We start from the raw sequence: 23,639 nt of genomic DNA, 5'->3' as shown, positions 1-23,639 counted from the left end.
TGGTGGTCGGATCGCATCCCGGGGCATGCCCGGACGGTACGCCCGACCACCGACACCGCGAACGGTCAGAGGAGCTGCGCGGCCCACTCCCGGGCGACGGCGCGCAGGTGCGGGAACGGGTCCGCGAGGGCCGCGGACGAGGAGCCCGCCGCCTCCGTCAGCGACACCGCCGCGGTGAAGCCGGGAGTCGGCGCCGCGATCGCCCCGGCGACGAGGAGCGTCCGCGCCCCGGCCGCCTCGGCGAGCGCGAGGACGTACACCGGGACCTTGCCGGCGGCGGACTGCGCGTCGAAGCGCCCCTCCCCCGTGATGACGACGTCCGCGCCCGCGAGGAGCGCCGGGAGCCCGATCGCCCGTCCGACGGCGTCGGCGCCGGAGGTCGGGCGCGCGCCCCAGGCGAGCAGCCCGAAGCCCGTCCCGCCCGCCGCCCCGGAGCCCGGCGCATCGGGATCTGCGTCCAGGTGCGCAGCGAGACGGCGGAGGCCGCTCTCGAGGAGGAGGACGTCCTCGGGGCCGGCCCCCTTCTGCGGTCCGAAGACGCGGGCCGCCCCGGAGTCGCCGAGCAGCGGGGTCGCGACGTCGCTGAGCACGACCGCGCCTCCGGGCGGCAGAGGACGCAGCCCGCGGAGGTCGGCGGCGGCGAGCGCGGGCAGCGCACCGCCTCCCTCGCCGAGGTCGCGGCCGGAGGCGGTGGAGAAGCGCGCGCCGAGCTCGCGGAGCGCGCCGACTCCGCCGTCGGTCGAGGCGCTGCCGCCGATCGCCAGCAGAAGGGCGTGCGCCCCCGCGTCGAGGGCGGCGGCGATCGCGCGGCCGAAGCCGCGCGTGTGCGCGGTGAGCGGTCGGAGCGGGTCGAGCAGCGTGATGCCGCTCGTGGAGGCGAGCTCCACGACGGCTGTCCCGTCGGGGAGCAGCAACCACCAGGCGCGGACCGGCCGGTCGTCCGGGCCGGGCACGACGACCGGCCGCCGCTGCGAACCCGGGACCGCGAGCGCGAAGGCCTCGACCGTGCCCTCTCCCCCGTCGGCCATCGGCGCGAGGACGATCTCGTCCCCCGCGCGCGCAGCGCTCCAGCCCTCGGCGATCGCCCGTGCGACCTCGACCGCGCTCGCCGACCCCTTGAAGGAGTCGGGCGCGACGACGACCCTCAGCCTGCCCACGCGCTCAGTGTGGCACCGCGCCGCCACTCAGAGCGGGGTCGCGAGCCGGTAGCCGCGCTTGATCACCGTCGCCACGAGCCGCGGTTCGGGGAGGGCCTGACGGAGGCGGCTGACAGCGACGTCGACCGCGTGGTCGTCGAGAGCCTCCGGCGCGGAGGCCGCGAGGACGTGACGCGCGACGGTCGCGCCCTCGGCGGCGACGAGAGTCCGGAACAGCGCAAGCGCGACCGGGGTCAGCGCCACCCGGGTCCCGGCCAGGACGGCGTGCCGGCCTCGGAGCTCGAGAGTGCCGAAGGCCGTCTCGATGCGGGGCGACGCCTGCTCGAGGTGCTCGCAGGTCAGGCGGATGAGCGCGCCCATCCGGAACCGGTCCGGCACGACCGGGAGGATCCCTGCCTCGACCAGGGGTGCTGCGGTCACCGGGCCGACGGCGGCGGCGACCACCGTCTCGCGGAAGGCCGCCTGGAGGTCGTCGAGGCGGCCCGCGGCCTCCGCGACCGTGAAGAGCGCCTCCACCGCCGGCGCGCTGGTGAAGGTGACGGCGTCGATGCCCCCTCCGCAGACCGCGTCGATCAGCCGCAGCACCCGGGCGGAGTCCTCGTGCACGCTCCAGCGGTAGGGCGCGGCCGTGAGCACCCGGGCGCCGGCGTCGCGGAGACGCTGCAGCTGAGCCGGGTCGGTGAATCCGTGCAGCTGCACCGCGATCGTGCGGCCGGCGACGCCCTCGCGCAGAGCCAGGTCGACGAGGGAGGTGGTCGTCTCGCGCTCGCTCATCCCGTGGTCGTCGAGACCCGCCGCACGGATCGCTCCGCGCGCCTTGGGTCCTCGGACGAGGATCCGCGCGGAGGACAGCGCGTCGGCCAACTCGATCCCCGCGGCGTCCGCGGCCTCGAGCCAGCGCCGCAGGCCGTAGGAGGTGGTGGCGAGGAGCACGTCGGGACGGGCGGCGACGATGGCGCGGGTCTCCTCCTCGAGCGCGCCCTCGGTGTCGACGCCGCGCATGCGGATGGTGGGGGCGTGCGTCACGGCGGCACCGCGGCGCTCGAACGCGGCGATCAGGTCCTCGGAGCGGCGGTCGGAGGTGACCCCGATGCGGAAGCCGTCCAGCTGGTCGGGTCGGAACCCCACGGCGGCGTCGGGATCGGTGCCGGTCATGCTCGGCCCCCTCGAGATCTCACGCGGTCAGTGCATCGACCGCTCGGGCGATGCTCTCGGGGTCCCCCGCATCATGGCACGCGGCCTGCCGGACCACCTCGCCGATGACGATCACGGCGGGCGAGCGCGGTGCCAGCTCGGCGAGCAGGCCGAGCACTCCGCCGACCGACGAGACCGTCGTGCGCTGGTCGCGCGACCAGCCCCGCTCGACGATCGCGAGGGGCGTGTCGGCGCGCATCCCCGCGCGCTGCAGCCCGGCGACGAGGTGCGGGAGGGTGTTCACGCCCATCAGCACCACGATCGTCCCGCCCAGCCCGGCCAGATGGCCGAGCTCCTGCTCGCTGAACGGCGCATGGCCCGAGACCACGGTGAAGGCCCTGCTGACCTCGCGATGGGTGACCGGGATCCCGGCGGCGGCGGGCACCGAGATCGCGCTGGTCACTCCGGGGACGACCGTGGAGCCGACGCCGGCCAGCCGGCACGCGCGCACCTCCTCCGACCCGCGGCCGAACACGAACGGATCGCCGCCCTTCAGGCGCACGACGTCCAGACCCGCGAGGGCCCGCTCGATCATCAGCCGCTCGATCTCGTGCTGCGGCACCGCATGATGACCCGGCGTCTTGCCGACGTCGATCAGCTCGGCGCCGGGCGCCCACTCGGCCAGGCCCTCGTGCGGACCGAGCCGGTCGTAGAGCACCACGTCCGCGTCGCGGAGGGCGCGGCGGGCGGCGAGGGTCATCAGATCCGGATCGCCGGGGCCGCCGCCGACGATGCTGACGTGCCCGACCGGCCGGGTCGGCGCGGGGGCCTCGTCGACGATCCAGGGGCAGAGCTCGGCCGCCGCTGCTCGGAGCGGCGCCGGCCCCTCCACCCACACGATCAGGGCCGGGGGCGCCGGGGTGAGCGCGTCCTCCGCCTCGTGCCGCTCGACGAGTGCGCCGGCGGCTCGGTAGCGGGCGAGCACGCGGCGGGTCCCGGAGGCGGTGCCGATCACGAGCACACGGCGTCCGGCGAGGTCGAGGGAGAGCTGCATCACGAGTCCGATCCGATCCCGGCCGGACCGACGGGGATCCTCGGCCCCGCGACCAGCACGGGTCCGTCCGGTCTCTCGTCCCGGCCGGCGGGCCGGACCTGCCCGCGCTCGCGCACGGTCGCGACGCGCGGATCCGCGGTGTCCGGGGCGTTCACGAAGGAGCGGAAGCGGCGGAGCCGGTCGGGATCGGCGAGGGTCGCCGCCCACTCGTCGACGTAGGTGTCGACGTGCGTGGCCATGGCGGCCTCCAGCTCGGCGGCGATGCCGAGCGAGTCCTCGCAGACCACCTCGCGCACGTGCTCGAGTCCGCCGGGGAGCTCCTCCTGCCAGCGGGCGGTGCGCTGGAGCCGCTCGGCCGTGCGCACGTAGTACATGACGTAGCGGTCGATGTAGCGCACCAGGGTCTCGTCGTCGAGGTCCTGCGCGAGCAACTGGGCGTGCGCCGGCTGGTAGCCGCCGTTGCCGCCGACGTAGAGGTTCCAGCCGAGGTCGCTCGCGATGACGCCGATGTCCTTCCCCCGCGCCTCGGCGCACTCGCGGGCGCAGCCGCTGACCCCGAGCTTGAACTTGTGCGGCGAGCGGAGACCCCGGTACCGCTCCTCGAGGAAGACCGCCATCCCGACCGCGTCCTGGACTCCGAAGCGGCACCAGGTCGATCCGACGCACGACTTGACCGTGCGCAGCGACTTGCCGTACGCCTGACCCGACTCGAAGCCGGCGTCGACGAGGAGGCGCCAGATCTCGGGCAGCTGCTCGAGGCGGGCGCCGAACATGTCGATCCGCTGCCCGCCGGTGATCTTCGTGTAGAGGCCGTACTGCTCGGCGACCTCGGCGATCACCTTGAGCTTCGCCGGCGTGATCTCGCCCCCGGGGATCCGCGGGACGACGGAGTAGGTGCCGTCCTTCTGCATGTTGGCCAGGGCGCGGTCGTTGGTGTCCTGCAGCGGCGCCTGGCCGCCGTCGAGGATGTAGGCGTTCGTCTGGGTGGCGAGGACGGAGGCGATCACCGGCTTGCAGACGTCGCAGCCCAGCCCGGAGCCGAAGCGCTCCATCACCTGCTCGGCCGAGTGCAGCCCGAGGATGCGGACCGACTCGAACAGCTCGCTGCGGCTGAGCGCCACGTGCTCGCAGAGGGCGCGGGAGACCTCGACGCCCGCACGGATCAGCTCCGTGTCGAGCAGCTTCTTCACCAGGGGCACGCACGATCCGCACTGGGTGCCCGCGCGGGTGCAGGCCTTGAGCGGCCCCAGCTCGGTGCACCCCTCGCCGATCGCGTGGCGGACCTCGCCGACCGAGACGTTGTTGCACGAGCAGACCTGGGCGTCGTCCGGAAGGTCGCCCGAGGGCGCCTCCGCCCCCGCCGCCGCGAGGTAGGCGCCGGGCTCGGCCGGCAGCTCGCGCCCCAGCAGCGGGCGGAGGGAGGAGTAGGGGCCCGCGTCGCCGACGAACATCCCGCCGAGCAGCGTGCGCGCATCGTCCGAGACGACGACCTTCTGGTAGAGACCGCGGGCCGGATCGGCGTAGACGACCTCGAGCGCTCCCTCCGTGGTGCCGAGGGCGTCGCCGAAGCTGGCGACCTCCACGCCCGAGAGCTTGAGCTTGGTGGCGTCGTCGACCCCCGGGAAGGTCGCGTCGCCGCCGAGGATCCGGTCGGCGACCACCTCCGCCATCGCGTTGGCGGGTGCGACGAGCCCGACCGTGCGGCCGGCGATCGCGGCGACCTCGCCGATGGCCCAGACTCCCGCCCTGCTGGTGCGGCAGGCCTCGTCGACGACCACGCCTCCGCGCGGTGCGACCTCGATCCCGACCGCTCGGGCGAGCTCGTCGCGCGCCGTGATCCCGATGGAGAAGACCACGAGATCGGCGCTGATGCTGCTGCCGTCGGTCAGCGCGACGCCGAGCACCGTCCCCGTCGGCGAGGTGAGGATCGCGGTGGGCCGGTTGCCGAGGTGCAGCGCGATCCCCTGCGCCGAGATGATGCGGCCGAGGGCCTGCCCGGCGCCCTCGTCGAGCTGCGCGCTCATCAGCCAGCGGCCGGAGTGGACGAGGGCGGTGCGCGCACCGAGCCGGTGCGCGCCTCCCGCCGCCTCGAGGCCGAGCAGACCGCCGCCGACCACGACCACGATCGCGGGGCGTCCGCGCCGGGCGCGGAACGCGGCGAGCTCGGCGACGAGCCCGTCCACGTCCTCGAGCGTGCGGTAGACGCGGCCGTGCTCGGCGCCCTCGATCGGCGGGACCGTGGCGGAGGAGCCCGTCGCCAGGACGATCTCGTCGCCCTCGAGGGAGCGGCCGTCCGCGAGCTCGACGCGCAGGCGGTCGGGATCGATCGCGACGACACGGGAGGAGGTGATCAGCCGCGCCGACTCCCACAGAGCGCCGTCGCCCAGAGTCAGGTCGTGCTCGCCGTCGAGGCGCTTCGAGAGTGCGACGCGGTCGTAGGGACGGTGCACCTCCTCGCCGAGGACGGTGATCTCCAGCGCCTGGTCGCCGGCCCGGGCGACGAGCGCGTCGACCAGGCGGTGCGCGGCGGGTCCCGCTCCGACGACGAGCACGCGTCGGGGCCGGGCGGCGGGGTTCGCTCCAGGAGTCATGACGTCCACCGTAGGGACGGCCCGTTTCCCCGCCGTTGCCCCTGTGTAACAGCGTGTGACGCGCGCCTCTCGGCGAGCGCCGCAGGCCGTGAGGGCTTCGTTACGCCCGTGACACCGGAGGCGTGCTCGCACGAAACGCGCGATCCCTACCGTTGCCTCATCGCGTCCGACCGGATGCGGTGGCCCACCCGCAGGAAGAAGGCGCAGCGATGACCCTCCTCGATCGGCTCGCCCCCGCGACCGCCACCACCTGGGTGCCGGTCTGCGCCGTCGGCGACCTCGAGCCGCTCTGGGGCGAGGCCGCCCTGGTCGGCGGTGTGCAGCTCGCCCTGTTCCTCCTGCCCGACGGGCGGGTGCGGGCCGTCTCGAACCTCGACCCCGCGACCGGCGCCGCCGTGCTCTCACGCGGCATCGTCGGCTCGCGTCTGGTCGACGGGGTGCAGCGGCCCACGATCGCCTCCCCCCTGCACAAGGACGTCTTCGACCTCGAGACCGGCGCCTGCTTCACACGAGCGGAGCTGCACCTCGCCACCTGGCAGGTGCGCGAGAGCGACGGCACGATCGAGGTCGCCCAGCGGACCGCTCTGGTCGCCGCGTCCCACGGGACCTCCGACGACGACGGGAGGCGTGCCGTCGCCGCGCTGGTCGAGGCGGTCCGCCGGGCCAACCCGGCGCTGGACGTGCTCGACTCCTTCGTCGACGTGCAGCAGCCCGACGTCCCCGCGACCCTGGGTTCTCTCGAGCCGGGCCGGCCGGCGGTGGTCGTGCCGCTGCTGCTCTCGGCCGGCTACCACGTGCACGTCGACCTCGCCGAGGCCGCGGCGGAGGCGGAGCGGCCGGTGCGGGTCTCGGGCGCGCTCGGACCCGATCCCCGCCTGGCGCGCGTGCTCGCCCGCCGGCTCCACGAGGCAGGGCTCGACGACGGCGACCGCGTCGTGCTCGCCGCTGCCGGCTCGAGCGACGCCGGTGCCGTCGCGGACTGCTGGACCACCGGCCGCCTCCTCGCCGCCGAGCTCGGCCGCGAGGTGAGCACCTCGTTCATCTCGGCCGCCGAGCCGCGGATCGCGGAGGCGGTCGCCGCCGAGCGCGCCGCCCACCCCGGCGCGCGCGTCGTGGTCGCCACCTACCTGCTCGCGCCCGGCTACTTCGCCGGCCTGGCCGCCTCCGCGGGGGCCGACCTCGCCTCCGCTCCCCTCCTCACCGCCGTCGATCCGCCCGCCCGCGAGCTGGTCGACATCGTCTCGGAGCTGTTCGGGCGCAACGCCTGACGCCTCCTCCCCGCACCACCACCGCTCCACCTCCCCGTCCCGAGCGCGCCCTCGCGCGCGCCGCCCACCCTCCGGAGGACCACGATGACTGCTGCACCCCCGACCACCGTCCCCACGACCGCCGCCACATCCACCGGCATCATCCGACGGCCGGGCCGCTGGATCGACGGCTGGAACCCCGAGGACCCCGCCCAGTGGGAGGCGGAGGGACGCTCCGTCGCCGCTCGCAATCTGAGGTGGTCGATCTTCGCCGAGTTCCTCGGCTTCGTCGTCTGGCAGCTCTGGTCGGTCGTCGTCGTCTCGCTGCCGGCGGCCGGGTTCGCCTTCGACACCGGGCAGATCTTCTGGCTCATCTCGATGCCGAGCCTCGTCGGCGCCACCCTGCGGATCCCGTACACGTTCATGGTCCCCCGCTTCGGCGGCCGCAACTGGACGATCGTGTCGGCGGGCCTCCTGCTGATCCCGAGCGTCGGACTCGGCATCGCGGTCTCGAATCCGGAGACCCCGTTCGGCGTCATGCTCCTGGTGGCCGCGCTCGCCGGCTTCGGCGGCGGCAACTTCGCCAGCTCGATGGCGAACATCACCTTCTTCTACCCGCACGCGCAGAAGGGCTGGGCTCTGGGGCTCAACGCCGCGGGCGGCAACCTGGGCGCCTCCGTCGCGCAGCTCGTCGTGCCGATCGCGATCACCGTCGGCGCCGCGGCCACGCTGAACCTGCCGATCGCCGGCTTCCTCTGGGTCCCCCTGATCGTCGTGGCGATGATCGGCGCCGCCAAGCGCATGGACAACCTCTCGACCGCGAAGTCCGACGTCGCCGCCTCCCTCGCCGCGCTCCGCGAGCCGCACCTCTGGCTGCTGGCCGTGCTCTACATCGGCACCTTCGGGTCCTTCATCGGATTCGCCGGCGTGTTCCCGAAGCTCATCGCCGACACCTTCCCCGAGTTCTCCGGCTTCGCCGTCGGCTCGGCGACGGTCGGCCTCGCGTTCCTCGGCTCCCTGGTGGGCTCGCTGTCCCGCCCCTCCGGCGGCCGTCTGGCCGACCGCTTCGGCGGAGCGCCTGTCACGGTCCTCGCCTTCGTCGCCATGGGCGCCGGGATCCTCGGCGTGATCGCGACACTGCCGCTCGGCAGCTTCTGGCTCTTCCTCGCCTGCTTCCTCGTGCTCTTCTCGGCGGCCGGCATCGGCAACGGCGCGACCTACCGCATGATCCCCACGGTGTTCGCCCTCCGCGCCCGCCAGCGCGGTGACGACGGCATCGGCGCCCAGCGCACGTCCGCCGCGGCGCTCGGCCTGATCTCGGCGATCGGCGCCTACGGCGGCTTCGTGATCCCCCAGCTGCTCGGCTTCTCCAAGACCGAGTTCGGCGACTACACCACGGCGCTGGGCTGGTTCGTCGGCGCCTATGCGGTGATGCTCGCGATCACGGCCGGCGTCTACCTCCGCCTCGCCGCGAAGACGGGGACCCGGATCTGACGATGAGCGCACCCGCCCCGACCGACTCCCACTGCCCGTACTGCGCCCTGCAGTGCGCGATGACGCTGACACCCGCGGCGGGCCCCGTGCCCCTGGCGGTCGAGGGGAGGGAGTTCCCGACGAACCGGGGCGGGCTCTGCGCCAAGGGCTGGACCTCCGTCGAGCTGCTGGCGAGCGGACAGCGCCTGGTCTCCCCGCTGCTGCGCGGCGCCGACGGCGTCCTCGCGGAGGCGTCGTGGGAGGAGGCGCTCGACGCGGTCGCCGGGGCGGTGCGCGGCGTCCGGGAGCGGCACGGCGCCGACGCGGTGGCCGTCTTCGGCGGCGGGGGCCTCACCAACGAGAAGGCCTACCAGCTCGGGAAGTTCGCTCGGATCGCTCTCGGCACCTCCCGGATCGACTACAACGGCCGCTTCTGCATGTCCTCGGCCGCGGCGGCCGGCAACCGCGCCTTCGGCGTCGATCGCGGACTGCCGTTCCCGGTGTCCGACCTCGACGACGCCGACACGATCCTGCTCCTGGGCTCGAACGTCGCCGCGACGATGCCGCCGCTGCTCGCCCACTTCGCCGGTGCCCGCTCGCGGGGCGGCCTGGTGGTCGTCGACCCGCGCCGCTCGGCCACCGCGCGGCTGACGGAGGACGGCGCCGGCACGCATCTGCAGCCCGCTCCCGGGACGGATCTGCCGCTCCTGCTCGGGCTGATCCACCTGGTCTTCGCCGAGGGCCTCGCCGACACCGCCTACCTCGCCGCGCGCACGACCGGCGCCGAGGCGGTGCGCCGCAGCGTCTCGGCGTGGTGGCCGGAGCGCACATCCGCGGTCACAGGCGTGCCGACCACGCTCCTCCGCTCCCTCGCGCGCCGGCTCGCCGCGGGGCGGTCGTTCGTGCTGACCGGCCGCGGGGTCGAGCAGCACGTCGACGGCACCGACACCGCGACCGCCGCGATCAACCTCGCTCTCGTGCTCGGCCTGGTGGGTCGCGAGGGGTCGGGGTACGGCACGCTCACCGGTCAGGGCAACGGCCAGGGCGGACGCGAGCACGGCCAGAAGGCCGATCAGCTCCCGGGGTACCGCTCCATCCGCGATCCGGAGGCGCGGCGCCACGTCGCCGCCGTCTGGGGCGTGACGCCCGAATCGATCCCCGGCCCGGGCCTGCCCGCCACCGCCCTGCTCGCCGAGCTCGGACGCTCCGTGCACTGCCTGCTGGTGCACGGCTCCAACGTGGTCGTCTCGGCTCCGGACGCCGACGCCGTCCGCGCCGGGCTCGAGGCCCTGGACACGCTGGTCGTCTGCGACTTCTTCCTCTCCGAGACCGCCGCGCTGGCCGATGTGGTGCTCCCGGTGCCGCAGTGGGCGGAGGAGGAGGGCACGATGACCTCGCTCGAGGGCCGGGTGCTCCGCCGCCGCCGGGCGATCGACCCGCCGGCAGGAGTGCGCAGCGAGCTCTGGATCATGAGCGAGCTGGCGCGCCGTCTCGACGCCCCCTCGAGCTGGTCGGCGGTCCCCTCGGAGGTGTTCGACGAGCTGGCCCGCGCGTCCGCGGGAGGCGTGGCCGACTACTCCGGCCTCTCGCACGCCCTGCTCGACACCGGGATCGCCGCCCACTGGCCCTACCCCGCGGGCGGCACGGGGACGCCGCGCCTCTTCGCTGAGCGCTTCGGGCACCCCGACGGCCGGGCGCGCCTGGTCGCCGTCATCCCCGCCGTCCCCGTCGTCGTGGACCGCGGCGAGGAGCTGACCCTCGTGACCGGCCGCTACCTCCAGCAGTACCAGTCGGGCACCCAGACCCGGCGGGTCGCGGAGCTCGATGCGGCCCGCCCCGAGGCTCGGCTCGAGATCCACCCGGCGACCGCCTCCCGGCTCGGCGTCCGCGACGGAGCACCTGTGGCGATCGGGAACGCGCGCGGCGTGGTCCGCGCCCGCGCGAGCGTCACCGCGGACATCCGCCACGACACGGTGTTCCTGCCCTTCCACTACGCGGGTGAGCAGTGCGCGAACCTCCTCACCGAGGCCGTCGTGGACCCGGTGTCGTCGATGCCCGAGTTCAAGCGCACGCGGGTCTGGGTCCGCGCGGAAGGGACGGCACATGCCTGAGACACCTCCCGAGCGGATCGTCCTGATCGGCTATGGCCCCGTCGGCTCGCGCTTCGTCGAGGAGCTGCTGCCGGCCGTGCGGGCCGGTCTGGTCGCGCTGACGGTGGTCGGCGCCGAGAGCGACGACCCGTACAACCGTGTCCTGCTCGCGGAGTACGCCGTCGGCCGGGCGACCCGCGAGCGCCTCGACCTCGGCGACCGGACGGCGGCGGAGGCGGCGGGCGTCGTCCTGCGCCTGGGAGCGGCCGTCGTGGGGATCGACCGCGCGCGGAACGTCGTGCGGCTGCACGACGGCGAGCGGCTGCCCTACGACCGCCTCGTCCTGGCCACCGGCGCCCGGGCGAACGTGCCGACCCTCGCCGGGATGGAGCGGTCCCGACGCGAGCGGACGGTGCGCGCCGCCGATCCGGAGTCGCTCGACGCGGGCTCCCGGCCCCTCCCGGAGCGGGTGGTGGCGCTGCGCGACCTGGCCGACGCCCGGGTGGTCCGCGAGTCCGTGCGCTCCGGCGCGCGCCTCGTCGTGCTCGGGGCGGGAGTGCTCGGGATCGAGTTCGCCCTCGCGGCCGCCGAGCAGGGCGCGCAGGTGGTGGTGGTCTTCCACGGCGACATCCCGATGGCCCGCAATCTCGACACGGGCGGGGGCCGGATGCTGGCCGCGGCCGCCCGCGCGGCCGGCGTCGAGATGGTGGCGCACGCCCGGTCCGAGAGCGTCCTGCTCGCGCACGACGACCGCGGCCGTGCGCACTTCCAGGCGCTCGTCTGCGCTGACGGCAAGCAGATCGAGGGGGATCTGCTGGTGCTCTCGTGCGGTGTCGGTGCGCGGGTCGAGCTGGCCGCGGGCGCGGAGCTCGCCGTCTCGACCGGGATCCTGGTCGATGAGCAGCTGCGCAGCTGGAGCGACCCGGACGTCTTCGCGATCGGCGACTGCGCGCACGTCGCCCCCCGCGGCTCGGCCCTGCCCGACGGCCGCGTGCCCGGCGGACCGAGCGGACTGATCGGTCCGGGATGGGAGCAGGCGGACCGGCTCGCAGCACGGATCCGGGCGGAGGCGGAGGGCCGCTGCGGCGAGGAGCGCGTCCCCGACGCCCGACCGGCGGTCGTGATGCTGAAGGCCGAGGGCGTCGACCTCGTGGCAGGAGGCGACGTGGCCCCGGAGCCGTGGGACCCGCACCGCCCGGGCGAGGAGCACCTCGAGGTGACGCTGTGGGCTGACCCCGCCCGCGGCGGCTACGCCAAGCTCGTGACCGCAGGAGGAGTGCTGCGCGGGTTCGTCTCGGTGGGTCTGCCCCGGGTCGGCGCCGAGCTCAGCCTCCTCTTCGAGCGGGGCTCGGAGCTGCCGGCGGACCGGTCGAGCCTCCTGCGTCTGGACGCCCCGGATGCGGGCGCCGCGGCGACCGGCGATCCGTTCGCCCCCGATGCCACGGTCTGCTGGTGCAACGGCGTGACGGCGGCGGTGATCACCGATGCGGCTGCGGCGGGACACGGGACGGTCGCCTGCGTCGGGCGGGCGACCCGCGCCGGCACGGGCTGCGGCGGCTGCACCGGTCGTATCGCCGAGCTGCTCGCGCGGACGGCGGTCCCCGCCTGATCGCCGCGAGGACCGGGCCTCGCCGCCTCAGCGGTCGAGCGCCTCCGCGAGGCGCCGGGTGACCGCCCGCAGTTCGAGCTCGGCCCCGCGGACGCGCTCGTCGAGAGCCGCCGCGGTGTCGGCGGCCTGCTCGGCGGCCGCCGCACCCGCCGCCTCGGACGAGGCTCGGTCGGCCGCGACCGACGCGCTGAGCTCGTCCAGCGCCTCCCGGAGGCCCGCCGACTCGTCGCGCAGCACGGAGACGTCGCCCTGCACCGCGCTCAGCTCGCCGCGGAGCCCGGCCACCTCGTCGCGCAGGGCCGCCGTCTCGGCGCGCAGCTCCTCCGTGCGCAGCCGCGCCTGCTCGAACCAGGGGGCGACCAGCCGGTGCACCGCGTCGCGGAGCACGACGCCGCCGCGGCCGAGCCGGGTGGGCGCGGAGCCGGGGTCCTGGAGGAAGTCGTGGTCAGTGGTCATCGTCGTGGTCCCGTCCGGAGAAGCGGCGGTGGAGCACATCCATCGCCCGCAGATCCTTGTCCATGATGTCGGCCTCGAGGGTGGTGTCGGCGAGGCGGTCGGCGAGGCCCGGCCGGGAGCGGCGCTCGAGCGAGGCCTCGATCAGCTCGACGGAGCGCTCGAACGAGAGCGGTCCGCGCGCCGCGGCCCGGCCCCGCCGACCGAGCGCCTCAAGGTCCACCGCCCCGCTCGCCACGTCCCGCATCGCCTCGAGGAGCGCCGGGGCGGAGCGGGTGATCTTGATGCAGTCGACGCCGTCGATGAGGAACTCCGCTACTCCGCTGGCCGCCGTCACGATCGGCACGGCGCCCGCCGCGGCCGCCTCGACCGGCGCGACGCCGAACGCCTCTCCGGCCCAGGTCGGGAAGAGGAACGCGTCGGCGCGGCCGTGCGCGGCGAGCACCTCGGCGTGCGGCGTCGCTCCGTGGAACTCGACCAGGCCGGCCAGGCCCGCCTCGTCCGCCCGGGCGCGCCAGCCGTCCACGTCTCCGTCGCCGTAGAGGTCCACGCGGAAGTCGCGGGTCTCCTCGGCGAGAGACGCCGCCGCCTCCAGCACCAGCCCGACGCCCTTGTGCTCGCCGAGCGACGCGGCGAACGTGAACCGGGTGGTCCCGCCCTCGCGGTAGCGCCGCGGCTCCGCGGTGTCGGGGGGAACGGACACTCCGCGCCCGATCACCTCGACCTCGCCCAGGCTCAGCCCGCCGGCCTCGATCGCGTCGACGAGGGAGCGGCTGACCGCGACGATCTCGCCGCGGTCGAAGTGGTCGGGGGCCTGGGCGCCGTAGACGCGGAGCACGCGCTCGGGCAGCCCGTCGACCAGGGCGTTCGGGATGCGGTCGCCGAGGTTCCACATCCACGGCGCCTCCACCGCCCGCAGCAGGTCGATCATCGCGAGGCCGCCGATCCCGAGCAGGTTGAAGGCCACCACGTGGGTCGGCGCGAAGTCGCGCAGCTCCTCGAGCAGGATGCGGGTGTTCTCGAACCGCGAGACGGCGCTCTCGTGGTGCAGCAGCTGAGCGATCTCGCCGCCCGTCTGCGGCAGCGGGAAGTAGGTGCGCAGGCTCAACGTGCGGTGCACCTCGACGCCCGAGGGCTCCGGCGGCAGGTAGGTCGGCGTGGTCAGCACGCGCACGGTGTGGCCGCGGGCCGCCATCGCCTCCGCGACGCGCGCACAGGTCATCTCGTATCCGCCGAGCACCTGGGGCGGATAGAGGTTGCTCACGAACAGCAGGCGCATCAGCGCACCTCCCCTCTCGCGGAGGCGTCCGCCGCGATCCGCGCCGTCACCTCGGGCGTGTAGGCCGCGCGGGCCTGGCGGTCGTTGCCGCCGTCCCAGTAGTTGACGAGGTAGAGCCCGGACTGCTGCGTGCGCGGCACGAACGGGAACAGCTGGGCCCGGGGCTCGATCTGCGCGATCCGGTAACCGGCGTCGACCGCGCGCACGTGCAGCCAGATGTCGTCGGCGTCCGGGGCGATCTCGCGGAACGCGTCCCCGTGCGCGGCGATCTCGCCGAGGAGCGGGGCGGGCAGCAGCTGCCCGGAGACGGAGGTGCCGAAGACATCGGTCGACGCGCGCGTGTCGGTGACCGGCATCCAGCTCGTGTACGGAGCGACGGCGCCGTCGACGATCCCCACCCGGTGGGCGCGGTAGCAGAGCACGGTCTCGCGGGGGTAGCGCGAGCGGGCGTCGAGCAGGCCCCTCAGCCAGGTGCGCGGGTACACGATGTCGTCGTCGGAGGTGACGAGGTCGCGCTCCCCCGCCCGGCCCGAGAGCAGGTGCGGGTAGTACTTCGTGTGCACGCGGTATCCGTCGACCAGGCGGATCTCGACGCCGCGGCGGCGGAGGCGGCGCAGCGGCGCGGGCAGGTCGGCGTGCAGGGCCGGGTCGTCGAGCCAGAGCACCAGGCGCGCGGGCCGGGCATCGCCGCGGGCGATCGACTCGAGCGCCACGTGGACCCGCTGCAGCCGCTCGCCGTGCGTGGTCATCGTCACCACGACCTCGCCCGCCGGATCGACCGCGGAGCGGCGGGAGAAGCGGTTGGCCAGGTCGAGCAGCAGCAGCTCGCGCCGGAGCGCGGGCGAGGGGTGGTCGATCGGCCGGGCGGCGATCACGGCGGCGCGGCGCTCCGAGAGGCGCTGAGGGGCGGAGCGGACGACCCGGGCCGCGGAGCGCAGCCGCGTGCGGGGGCGGACACGACGGCCCAGCGCCGCGAGGCGCGTGCGGGGCCGGACGCGCCGGCCGACGGCGGCGAGAGCGGGATGCATCGGTCCAGGTTAGCCGGAGGCGCCCGGGGGCCCTGCGCCGGTCAGGGCTCGTCGACGACCGCGAAGGCCCGCACCGGGAAGGTCCCGAAGCCCCGCACCTTCGGCGGCACGGCGGTGAAGCGCGCCCCTGTCGCCGGCAGCCCGCCGAGGCCGGTGAGGTGCTCGACGACGTGCACTCCCGCGGCGAGGAGGGCCGAGTGCGCGGGCCGCGATCCGCCCGACTCCGTGTCGTCGATGTTCACCGAGTCGATGCCGACCAGCACCGCGCCGGCGGCGACGAGCGCCTCCGCCGCCTCGCCGCTGAGGAAGGGAGCGCCCCTGCCGTACCCGGGCGTGGCGAAGTGCGGGTCCCAGCCGGTGCGGAGAAGGACGGCGGCGCCGCGGACGTCGAGTCCCGCGACCGCGTCCGCACTGATGCCCCGTCCGGTGGCTCCGGTCGCGTCGACCACGACGGCAGGCAGATCGACCAGCGTCTCGAGGCGGAGAGCGGCGAGATCGGCTCCGCCCTCGTAGCGGTGGAACGGGCTGTCGAGGTAGGTGCCCGTGTTCCCGATCATCTCGATGACGTCCATCGCGAACTCGGTGCCGGGCGCGTAGGAGGCGCGGGACGCCTCACGCGTGAGGTGCGGCCGGATGCGCGGAGCGGGCAGGCCCGGGTAGGTCACCAGCCCGTCCGCGACGGTGTGGCTGAGATCGACGAAGCGGCGCGAGGAGGTCATGCGCCCGATCCTGGCAGGGGCCGGATCGGGCGCACCATCGAGATGCCGCCCCGCGGGGCGGCGTTCCCGCCTCTACTTCTTCGGCAGCGCCGCCGACAGGTCCGCGATCAGGTCGGACGAGTCCTCGAGGCCCACCGAGAGGCGCACCAGCGACTCCGAGACCTCCAGCGGCGTGCCCTTCACCGACGCGTGCGTCATCTCGCTCGGGTAGCCGATCAACGACTCGACGCCGCCCAGCGACTCCGCGAGCTGGAACAGCTCGGTCGACTCGGCGAACTTCCGGGCGGCGCGCGGCGTCGCGAGCTCGAGCGAGAGCATCCCGCCGAACCGCGACATCTGGCGCTTCGCCAGCTCGTGGCCAGGGTGCGAGGGCAGGCCCGGGTAGTGCACGGCCGTCACCGCCGGGTGCTCGACGAGGAACTCGGCGACCGCCTGCGCGTTGACGGAGTGGCGCTCCATCCGCACCCCGAGGGTCTTGATGCCGCGGACCGTGAGCCATGCGTCCATCGGGCCCGAGATCGCTCCGACCGCGAACTGCAGGAACGCGATCTTCTCGGCCAGCGGCCCCGAGCGCAGGGCGAGCGCGCCGCCGACGACGTCCGAGTGGCCGCCGAGGTACTTCGTGGTCGAGTGCACGACCACGTCGGCACCGAGGGCCAGCGGCTGCTGCAGGGCGGAGGAGGCGAAGGTGTTGTCGACGACGACGATCAGGTCGTGCGCGTGGGCCAGGTCGGCGAGCTCGGCGATGTCGCTGATGGTCATCAGCGGGTTCGACGGGGTCTCGACCCAGAGCATCTTCGTCTCGCCGGGGACGATCGCCCGCTGCACCTCGCGGAGGTTCGACATGTCGACGGCCGTGTTGCGCACGCCCCAGGCGCTGTGCACCCGGTCGATCAGGCGGTGGCTGCCGCCGTACGCGTCGTTGCCCAGGACGACGTGGTCGCCGGGCGCGAGGGCGGCGCGCAGCAGGGTGTCCTCGGCGGCGAGGCCGGAGGAGAAGGAGTAGGCGACGTCGGCGCCCTCGAGCGAGGCGATGAGCTCCTGGAGCGAGTCGCGCGTCGGGTTCGCCGAGCGGGCGTACTCGTAGCCGCCCCGGAGACCGCCGATGCCGTCCTGGACGAACGTGGAGGTCATGTAGACGGGCGGCACGACCGCCCCGGTGGTCGGATCGAACTCCTGGCCGGCGTGGATGGCGCGGGTGTCGAAGTGCTGCTTCTTGGGCATGGTGCGGGCTCCCTGGGTCGGAGGTGCGGAGGCGGCGGCCGTCAGGCCGTGGCGTAGGTGAGGAGGTCCTGTCGGGTGATCACCGCGACGGGCTTGCCCTCGTCGGTGACGAGGAGGGCGCTGTGCTCGGTGAGCGCGGCGCGGGCGGCGGTGATGCTCTCGCCGAGCCCGATCAGCGCGAGCGCGTCGCCCACGCAGTCGCCGAGCGGGTCGTTCATCGAGGCGGATCCGGCGAAGACGCGGTCGAGCAGCTCTCGCTCGTCGACGGCTCCGACGACCTCGCCCATCACGACGGGCGGCTCGGCAGTCAGCACCGGGAGCTGCGAGACGCCGTACTCGGTCATGATGCCGATCGCGTCGCGGATCGTGTCGGTCGGGTGCGCGTGCACGAGCGCCGGGAGGTCGGCCTGCCCGCTCGCCGCCCGCGCGCGGAGCACGTCGCGGACGGTACCCTCGTCGCGCATCTCGAGGAAGCCGTAGGAGCGCATCCAGCGGTCGTTGAAGATCTTGCCGAGGTAGCCGCGCCCGCCGTCCGGCAGGAGCACGACGACCACGTCGTCCGGCCCGAGACCGGCGGCGGCCTTGAGCGCGACGGAGACGGCGAGCCCGCTCGATCCGCCGACGAGCAGCCCCTCCTCGCGGGCGAGGCGGCGGGTCATCGCGAACGACTCGGCGTCGCTGGAGGCGATGATCCGGTCGACCACGCTCGGGTCGTACGCGCTCGGCCAGAAGTCCTCGCCGACGCCCTCGGTCAGGTACGGGCGACCGCCGCCGCCCGAGTAGACGGAGCCCTCGGGGTCGGCGCCGACGATCTGCACGCGGCCCTCCGACACCTCCTTGAGGTAGCGGCCGACGCCGCTGATGGTGCCGCCCGTGCCGACTCCCGCGACGAAGTGGGTGAGCCGGCCGGCGGTGTCGCGCCAGATCTCGGGGCCCGTGGTCTCGTAGTGGCTGAGCGGTCCGTTGAGGTTCGCGTACTGGTTGGGCTTGAAGGCGCCGGGGATCTCGCGGGCGAGGCGGTCCGAGACGGAGTAGTAGGAGGCGGGGTCCTCCGGAGCGACGGCCGTCGGCGTCACGACGATCTCGGCCCCGTAGGCGGTGAGGACGTTGCGCTTGTCCTCCCCCACCTTGTCCGGCAGCACGAACACGCAGCGGTAGCCGCGCTGCTGCGCGACGAGGGCGAGGCCGATGCCGGTGTTGCCGCTGGTCGGCTCCACGATGGTGCCGCCGGGCTTCAGCAGCCCGTCGCGCTCGGCGGCGTCGATGATGCGGGTCGCGATGCGGTCCTTCGACGAGCCGCCGGGGTTCAGGTACTCGACCTTGACCAGCACGGTCGCCTGCACGCCCGCCGCGACCGGACCCAGCTTCACCAGCGGGGTGTCGCCGATGAGGTCGAGCACCGAATCGGCGTAGGCCATCCCGGTCTCCGGGCGTGCGGGAAGGGCGCGATCCAGGCTCATCCCGCCAGCGTAGCAACCGGCTGCGGGCGTGTGACGGGGGTGGGCGGAGACACAGGGAGCGGTCTCGGGAGGGGAGTGCCGCCGGTCGCGCCGGTGCCCTATCGTGGGGGTCCGCGAGCGCCGCGGTCGACCCGGAACGGACCCCGAATGACCTCACCGATCGCCGCACCGCCGCGGCGTCCGGCCGACATCCACCTCCTCCGCCTGCTCGGCCCGGCGCTGGTCGCCGGAGTCGCCTACCTCGACCCGGGCAACGTCGCCAGCAACATGACGGCCGGCGCCCGGTTCGGCTACCTCCTGGTCTGGGTGGTGGTGCTCGGCAACCTGATGGCCTGGCTCATCCAGTACCTCTCGGCGAAGCTCGGCCTGATGACCGGCCGCAGCCTCCCCGAGCTGCTCGGCGACCGCCTGCGCGGCCGCTGGGGCCGCCGGGCCTACTGGCTGCAGGCCGAGACGGTCGCGATGGCGACCGACCTGGCCGAGGTGATCGGCGGCGCGATCGCGCTGAACCTGCTCTTCGGACTGCCGCTGCTGGCCGGCGGCGTGGTCACCGGCGCGGTCTCGCTGGTGCTGCTGCTCGTGCAGACGCGGGGCGGGGCGCAGCCGTTCGAGCGGGTGATCACGGCGCTGATGGTGCTGATCGCCGTCGGCTTCACGGTCGGCGTGGTCGTCGATCCGCCGGACGCGGGCGCGACCGTCGCCGGTCTCGTGCCGCGCTTCGAGGGCTCGGAGTCGGTGCTGCTCGCCGCCTCGATCCTCGGCGCGACCGTCATGCCCCACGCGATCTACGCCCACTCCGCGCTCGCCCGCGACCGCTTCGGCCACGTCGAGGGCGTCGGCGCGCGCCGGAGGATCCTGGTCGCCACCCGGATCGACGTGACGATCGCGCTCGCCATCGCCGGCACCGTGAACCTCGCGATCCTGCTCCTCGCCGCGCACTCCCTCGCGGGAGTCGCCGGGACCGACAGCCTCGAGGGCGCCCATGCGGCCATCGGGGCGGCACTCGGACCGGTGGTCGCGACCCTGTTCGCCGTCGGCCTGCTCGCCTCCGGCCTCGCCTCGACCTCGGTCGGCGCGTACGCGGGGGCCGAGATCATGCACGGTCTGCTCCAGGTGCGGGTGCCGCTCGTCGCCCGTCGTCTGGTCACGCTGATCCCGGCGCTCCTGGTGCTCGCGATCGGCTTCGACCCGACGCGCGCGCTGGTGCTCAGCCAGGTGGTCCTGTCGTTCGGCATCCCCTTCGCGCTCGTGCCGCTCGTGATCCTGACCCGCGACCGCCGCCTGATGGGCGACCAGACGAACCGCTGGTTCACCACCCTCGCCGCCGCCCTGGCCGCCGTCTTCCTCATCGTCCTGAACGGCCTGCTGCTCTGGCTCACCTTCGCCCCCTGAGCGGAGCGGCGGCGCACCGTCCCACTCCTCCGCGGCCTCCTCTCCCGCTGATCGAGCGGCCCGCTCCTCGGGCGCATCGAGATCCCCCTGACGCCGCATTGATCCGATCCGAAGCCTCGCTCGTTATCCTCTGAGAGCGCCTCTCAGGCGCCTGCGCCCGCCCCAGGCGCCTTCCGCCCTCAGAACGAGAGACGCCGCCGTGCCCAAAGACACGATGTCCGCCAAGAACCGCGCCCGACAGGAGAAGCTCGAGGCCTACAAGCGCGAGCAGGACCGCCGCAAGCGCGGCTCCCGCATCTGGATCTGGTCGCTGTCGGCCCTGGCCGTCCTCGCGGTCGGCGGGATCGTCGCGGTCACCGTCTTCGGGAACCAGCAGATCGTCGAGGCGCGCGAGATCGACGGCCTGCAGACCTTCGACAACGACGCCACCCACGTCGCCGGCGCCGTCGACTACCCGCAGACCCCGCCGGCGGGCGGCCCGCACAACGCCGTGTGGATGAACTGCGGCGTCTACGACGAGCCCGTCCCGAACGAGAACGCGGTGCACGACCTCGAGCACGGCGCCGTCTGGGCCACGTACGACCCCGAGCTCCCGCAGAGCGAGGTCGACGCGCTGATCGCCGCGATGCCCGACACCTACTCCGTCGTCTCGCCCTACGAGGGCCTCGAGTCGCCCATCGTGCTGAGCGCCTGGGACGCCCAGGTCGCGATCGACTCGCCCGAGGACCCCCGCATCGACGCCTTCGTCGAGCGCTTCTGGCAGTCCTCGAGCGCTCCGGAGCCCGGCGCCCCCTGCACCGGAGGGATCGATGCGCCCGGCAAGCAGTAGGGGCCGGATCCTCGTCGCCGCGGTCGCCGTGGTCGCGCTCCTCCTCGGGGCGGCCGGCGGCTACCTCTTCGGCGCGCTCGCTCCGTTCGCCTCCGCCGCGACGCCCTCGAGCGCCAGCGCCGAAGCGGGCTTCGCGCGCGACATGCAGGTGCACCACCTGCAGGGCGCCGAGCTGGCGATGATCGCCCGCGAGCGCAGCGCCGACGACGAGGTCCTCACCGTCTCGAAGGACATCCTGCTCACCCAGCAGCAGCAGGCCGGGCAGCTCTTCGGCTGGCTGAACTCGTGGGGCCTGCCGCAGGCTGCTCCGGAGCCCTCGATGACCTGGATGGGCCGGCCGACCCTGGCCGGAGCCGCCGACGAGCACTCGTCGATGGGGATGGGGACCGAGGACGGCGTCGTGCCGGCGAGCATGCCCGGTCTCGCGACACCGGACCAGATCACCGCCCTCAGCAGCGCGTCGGGCCGAGACTTCGACCGGATGTTCCTCGAGCTGATGATCGCCCACCACCGCGGCGCGATCGACATGGCCGAGGCGCTGCTCGCCCGGAGCCGCGTGACGGTCGCCACCGACTTCGCCTCCTCCGTCGTGAAGGCCCAGGAGGCCGAGATCTCGCTGATGGAGCAGATGCTCGAGGACCGGCCGGTGGAGTGACCGCCTCCGGCGCGCACGACATCGGCTGAGACTGGTGCGCCTCCCTCACCGGGGAGTGGCACGTGCTCTCCGCCGACGCCGTGCACGGAGCCCGGCGACTCAGACGGCGTCGGCTGCGAGTAGCCCCGCGGAGTCCGGCCGCCGATCCGCGGCTCAGCCCTGGAGGGCCGACTCCGTCTGCTGCGCGTAGAGCGAGGCGTAGAGGCCGCCGAGGCCGAGCAGCTCGCGGTGGGTGCCCGATTCGACGATCCGGCCGCCCTCGACGACGTGGATGACGTCGGCCGACACGATGGTCGAGAGCCGGTGGGCGATCGCGATGGTGGTGCGGCCGCGGGCGGCGTCGTCGAGCGCGGTCTGGACGATCCGCTCCGAGACGGTGTCGAGGGCGCTGGTCGCCTCGTCGAGGATGAGGACCGCCGGGTCCTTCAGCAGGACGCGCGCGATCGCGAGCCGCTGCTTCTCGCCTCCGGAGAGCCGGTAGCCACGCTCGCCGACCAGCGTGTCGTAGCCGTCGGGGAACGACGTGATCGTCGCGTGGATGTTCGCGGCGCGGGCGGCCGCCTCCAGCTCCTCCTGCGTCGCGTCCGGGCGGGCGTAGCGGAGGTTGTCGCCGATCGTCGCGTGGAAGAGGTAGGTCTCCTGGCTGACGATGCCGATGTGCGCCACGAGCGACTCCTGCCGCAGCTCGCGCACGTCGGTGCCGGCGAAGCGCACCGCTCCCCCGGCCACGTCGTAGAGGCGCGGGACGAGGTACGAGATGGTGGTCTTGCCCGCGCCGGAGGGACCGACGAAGGCGACGAACTGGCCCGGCTCGATCGCGACCGAGACGTGGTCGAGCGTCGGGCGCGCGTCCTCCGCCTGGTCGGGGTAGCGGAACACGACGTCGTCGAGCTCGACCCGGCCGAGCTCGCCCGAGACCTCGCGTGCATCTGCCCTGTCCGTGATCGCCGGGCGCAGGTCCAGGTACTCGAAGATGCGGGCGAACAGCGCTCCGGCCGTCTGCAGGTCGAGCGCGACGCGCATCAGGCCCAGGAGCGGCCACATCAGGCGCGCCTGCACGGTGGTGAAGGCCACGACGGTCCCGGCGGTGACGGTGGTGCCGCCGAGGATCAGCCAGGCGGCCACGAGGTACACGATCACGGGGATGACGGAGAGAAAGATCTGCACCATCGCGAAGAACCACTGGCCAGACATCTGCTGCCGCACCTGGAGCTCGATCTGGCGGCCGTTCTCGTCGGCGTAGCGCGTCACCTCCGACTCCTGGCGGCCGAAGCTCTTGGCCAGGAGGATGCCCGAGACGCTCAGGGTCTCCTGGGTGATCGCGGTCATCTCGGACAGCGACTCCTGCGTCTTCGTCGCGATGCGCGCCCTCACCTGGCCGACGCGGCGCTGGGCCACGACGAGCACCGGAGTGAGGACGAGGGCGACGATCGTCATCTGCCACGAGAGCAGGAGCATCGCGACGACGGCCGCGATCACGGTGACGGTGTTGCCGAGCACGCTCGAGACGGTGTTCGTGAGCACGTTGGCCACGCCGCCCACGTCGTTGGCGAGGCGCGACTGGATGACGCCGGTGCGGGTGCGGGTGAAGAAGCCGAGCTCCATCGCCTGCAGGTGGCGGAAGAGGCGGATGCGCAGCTCCCCCATGACCGTGTTGCCGACGGTCGCGGTGAGGTAGGTCTGCCAGACGCCGAGGATCGCCGAGAACGCCCAGACCAGCACCATGACGCCGACCAGCTCGAGCAGCACGGGGAGGTTCGGGCGTCCGCCGGGCGGGAAGAGCCCGCGGTCGAAGGCCAGCTGGGTGAGGAGCGGCGGCACCACCGTGAGGGCGGCGCCGACGAGCACGAGGATCACGGTGAGCGTGAGCTTGGGGCGGTGGTCGCGGAAGAGTCCCGCGATGCGCCGGAGCAGGTCGTCGACCTTCGGAGCCGCCGCGTTGATCTCCCGCTGGCTGTCCGGATCGCTGCTCGAGATCCTCCCGCCGCGCGCCCCTCCGCGCATCCCGCCGCCTGCCGCGACGTCACCCATCCTGCTCACGGCTCGACCCTAGCCCCGCCCGCCTCCGGACCCCCGCCCTTCCGCCCACGGCGAAGTCGTGCAAGCCCGCGCCGCGCCGACGCGCCGTCCCGCACCCGATGCCCGTGCCGGGTACCTCTCCGGTGCCCGGTCTCGACACGCCGCTCCACCGCTACTCGACCACCATGCGGTCCGCAGGTCTCGATACGCCGCTCCGCCGCTAGCC

At 74.1% G+C, this 23,639-nt stretch carries 18 protein-coding genes; 7 read left to right on the top strand and 11 right to left on the bottom strand.

Translation table 11 applies throughout. From position 1 onward, the window contains the following. Positions 1-65: 65 nt before the first annotated feature. Genes C5C57_RS13825 through nirB form a run of 4 tightly spaced genes read right to left on the bottom strand, consistent with a single transcriptional unit; the run spans position 66 to position 5,936 of the window. Positions 66-1,148 carry a glycerate kinase gene (locus C5C57_RS13825; RefSeq protein WP_219815095.1) on the bottom strand — a complete coding sequence of 361 codons (1,083 nt, stop codon included), beginning with the start codon at positions 1,146-1,148 and terminating at the stop codon, positions 66-68. Positions 1,149-1,184: 36 nt separating this feature from the next. Next, positions 1,185-2,312: a uroporphyrinogen-III synthase gene (locus C5C57_RS13820; RefSeq protein ID WP_104238252.1), complete on the bottom strand. Its 1,128-nt coding sequence runs from the start codon at positions 2,310-2,312 to the stop codon at positions 1,185-1,187. 19 nt (positions 2,313-2,331) lie between these two features. Then, a complete protein-coding gene (gene cobA / locus C5C57_RS13815; protein ID WP_104227191.1) occupies positions 2,332-3,345 on the bottom strand; it encodes a uroporphyrinogen-III C-methyltransferase in 1,014 nt (337 codons plus the stop codon). Then, positions 3,345-5,936, bottom strand: coding sequence for a nitrite reductase large subunit NirB (gene nirB, locus C5C57_RS13810; protein WP_104224354.1), 2,592 nt, complete (start codon positions 5,934-5,936; stop codon positions 3,345-3,347). The genes cobA and nirB overlap by 1 nt, the downstream gene beginning before the upstream one ends. Positions 5,937-6,145: 209 nt before the next feature. Between nirB and nirD the strand changes: the two genes are divergently transcribed. The 4 genes from nirD to C5C57_RS13790 all read left to right on the top strand — a co-directional run bounded on the left by nirD (position 6,146) and on the right by C5C57_RS13790 (position 12,355). Then, positions 6,146-7,204, top strand: a complete 1,059-nt coding sequence (gene nirD, locus C5C57_RS13805) for a nitrite reductase small subunit NirD (RefSeq protein ID WP_104224353.1) — start codon at positions 6,146-6,148, stop codon at positions 7,202-7,204. Positions 7,205-7,288: 84 nt separating this feature from the next. Continuing rightward, complete coding sequence (locus tag C5C57_RS13800; RefSeq protein WP_104224352.1) at positions 7,289-8,677, top strand: MFS transporter; 1,389 nt, start codon at positions 7,289-7,291, stop codon at positions 8,675-8,677. Between the two features lie 2 nt (positions 8,678-8,679). Then, a complete protein-coding gene (locus C5C57_RS13795; protein ID WP_104247712.1) occupies positions 8,680-10,767 on the top strand; it encodes a molybdopterin oxidoreductase family protein in 2,088 nt (695 codons plus the stop codon). Next, positions 10,760-12,355 (top strand): NAD(P)/FAD-dependent oxidoreductase, encoded by a 1,596-nt coding sequence (locus C5C57_RS13790; RefSeq protein ID WP_104227174.1) that lies wholly within the window; start codon positions 10,760-10,762, stop codon positions 12,353-12,355. The genes C5C57_RS13795 and C5C57_RS13790 overlap by 8 nt, the downstream gene beginning before the upstream one ends. Before the next feature lie 27 nt (positions 12,356-12,382). Here the strand turns inward: C5C57_RS13790 and C5C57_RS13785 are convergent, their stop codons facing one another. From C5C57_RS13785 to C5C57_RS13760, 6 genes are all read right to left on the bottom strand, one after another. After that, complete coding sequence (locus C5C57_RS13785; RefSeq protein ID WP_104247711.1) at positions 12,383-12,811, bottom strand: hypothetical protein; 429 nt, start codon at positions 12,809-12,811, stop codon at positions 12,383-12,385. Beyond that, positions 12,801-14,087, bottom strand: coding sequence for a glycosyltransferase (locus C5C57_RS13780; protein ID WP_104224348.1), 1,287 nt, complete (start codon positions 14,085-14,087; stop codon positions 12,801-12,803). The genes C5C57_RS13785 and C5C57_RS13780 overlap by 11 nt, the downstream gene beginning before the upstream one ends. Beyond that, entirely contained in the window at positions 14,087-15,115 is a 1,029-nt protein-coding gene (locus tag C5C57_RS13775) for a glycosyltransferase (protein WP_104297742.1), read from the bottom strand. Before C5C57_RS13775 ends, C5C57_RS13780 begins: the two co-directional genes overlap by 1 nt. A gap of 41 nt (positions 15,116-15,156) precedes the next feature. Further along, positions 15,157-15,834 carry a cyclase family protein gene (locus tag C5C57_RS13770; protein ID WP_104297741.1) on the bottom strand — a complete coding sequence of 226 codons (678 nt, stop codon included), beginning with the start codon at positions 15,832-15,834 and terminating at the stop codon, positions 15,157-15,159. Positions 15,835-15,906: 72 nt separating this feature from the next. Then, positions 15,907-17,058, bottom strand: a complete 1,152-nt coding sequence (locus C5C57_RS13765; protein ID WP_104224345.1) for a cystathionine gamma-synthase — start codon at positions 17,056-17,058, stop codon at positions 15,907-15,909. Positions 17,059-17,099: 41 nt separating this feature from the next. Beyond that, positions 17,100-18,476, bottom strand: a complete 1,377-nt coding sequence (locus C5C57_RS13760) for a cystathionine beta-synthase (RefSeq protein ID WP_104234473.1) — start codon at positions 18,474-18,476, stop codon at positions 17,100-17,102. A 189-nt stretch (positions 18,477-18,665) separates the two neighbouring features. On the opposite strand from C5C57_RS13760, the gene C5C57_RS13755 reads away from it, so the two are divergent. The 3 genes from C5C57_RS13755 (at position 18,666) to C5C57_RS13745 (ending at position 21,394) form a co-directional block, all read left to right on the top strand. Beyond that, positions 18,666-19,910, top strand: coding sequence for an Nramp family divalent metal transporter (locus C5C57_RS13755; RefSeq protein WP_104227179.1), 1,245 nt, complete (start codon positions 18,666-18,668; stop codon positions 19,908-19,910). A gap of 199 nt (positions 19,911-20,109) precedes the next feature. Continuing rightward, positions 20,110-20,739, top strand: coding sequence for a DUF3105 domain-containing protein (locus C5C57_RS13750; protein WP_244230507.1), 630 nt, complete (start codon positions 20,110-20,112; stop codon positions 20,737-20,739). Beyond that, positions 20,720-21,394 carry a DUF305 domain-containing protein gene (locus C5C57_RS13745; RefSeq protein ID WP_104261751.1) on the top strand — a complete coding sequence of 225 codons (675 nt, stop codon included), beginning with the start codon at positions 20,720-20,722 and terminating at the stop codon, positions 21,392-21,394. Before C5C57_RS13750 ends, C5C57_RS13745 begins: the two co-directional genes overlap by 20 nt. 153 nt (positions 21,395-21,547) lie before the next feature. Here C5C57_RS13745 and C5C57_RS13740 read toward each other — a convergent pair whose 3' ends face one another. Next, positions 21,548-23,425, bottom strand: coding sequence for an ABC transporter ATP-binding protein (locus C5C57_RS13740; protein WP_104297740.1), 1,878 nt, complete (start codon positions 23,423-23,425; stop codon positions 21,548-21,550). Between the last annotated feature and the right edge of the window lie 214 nt (positions 23,426-23,639).

It is taken from the genome of Rathayibacter sp. AY1C5, assembly GCF_002931705.1.
Classification (GTDB): Bacteria; Actinomycetota; Actinomycetes; order Actinomycetales; family Microbacteriaceae; genus Rathayibacter.
This window is presented reverse-complemented; position numbering and strand designations above follow the sequence as displayed.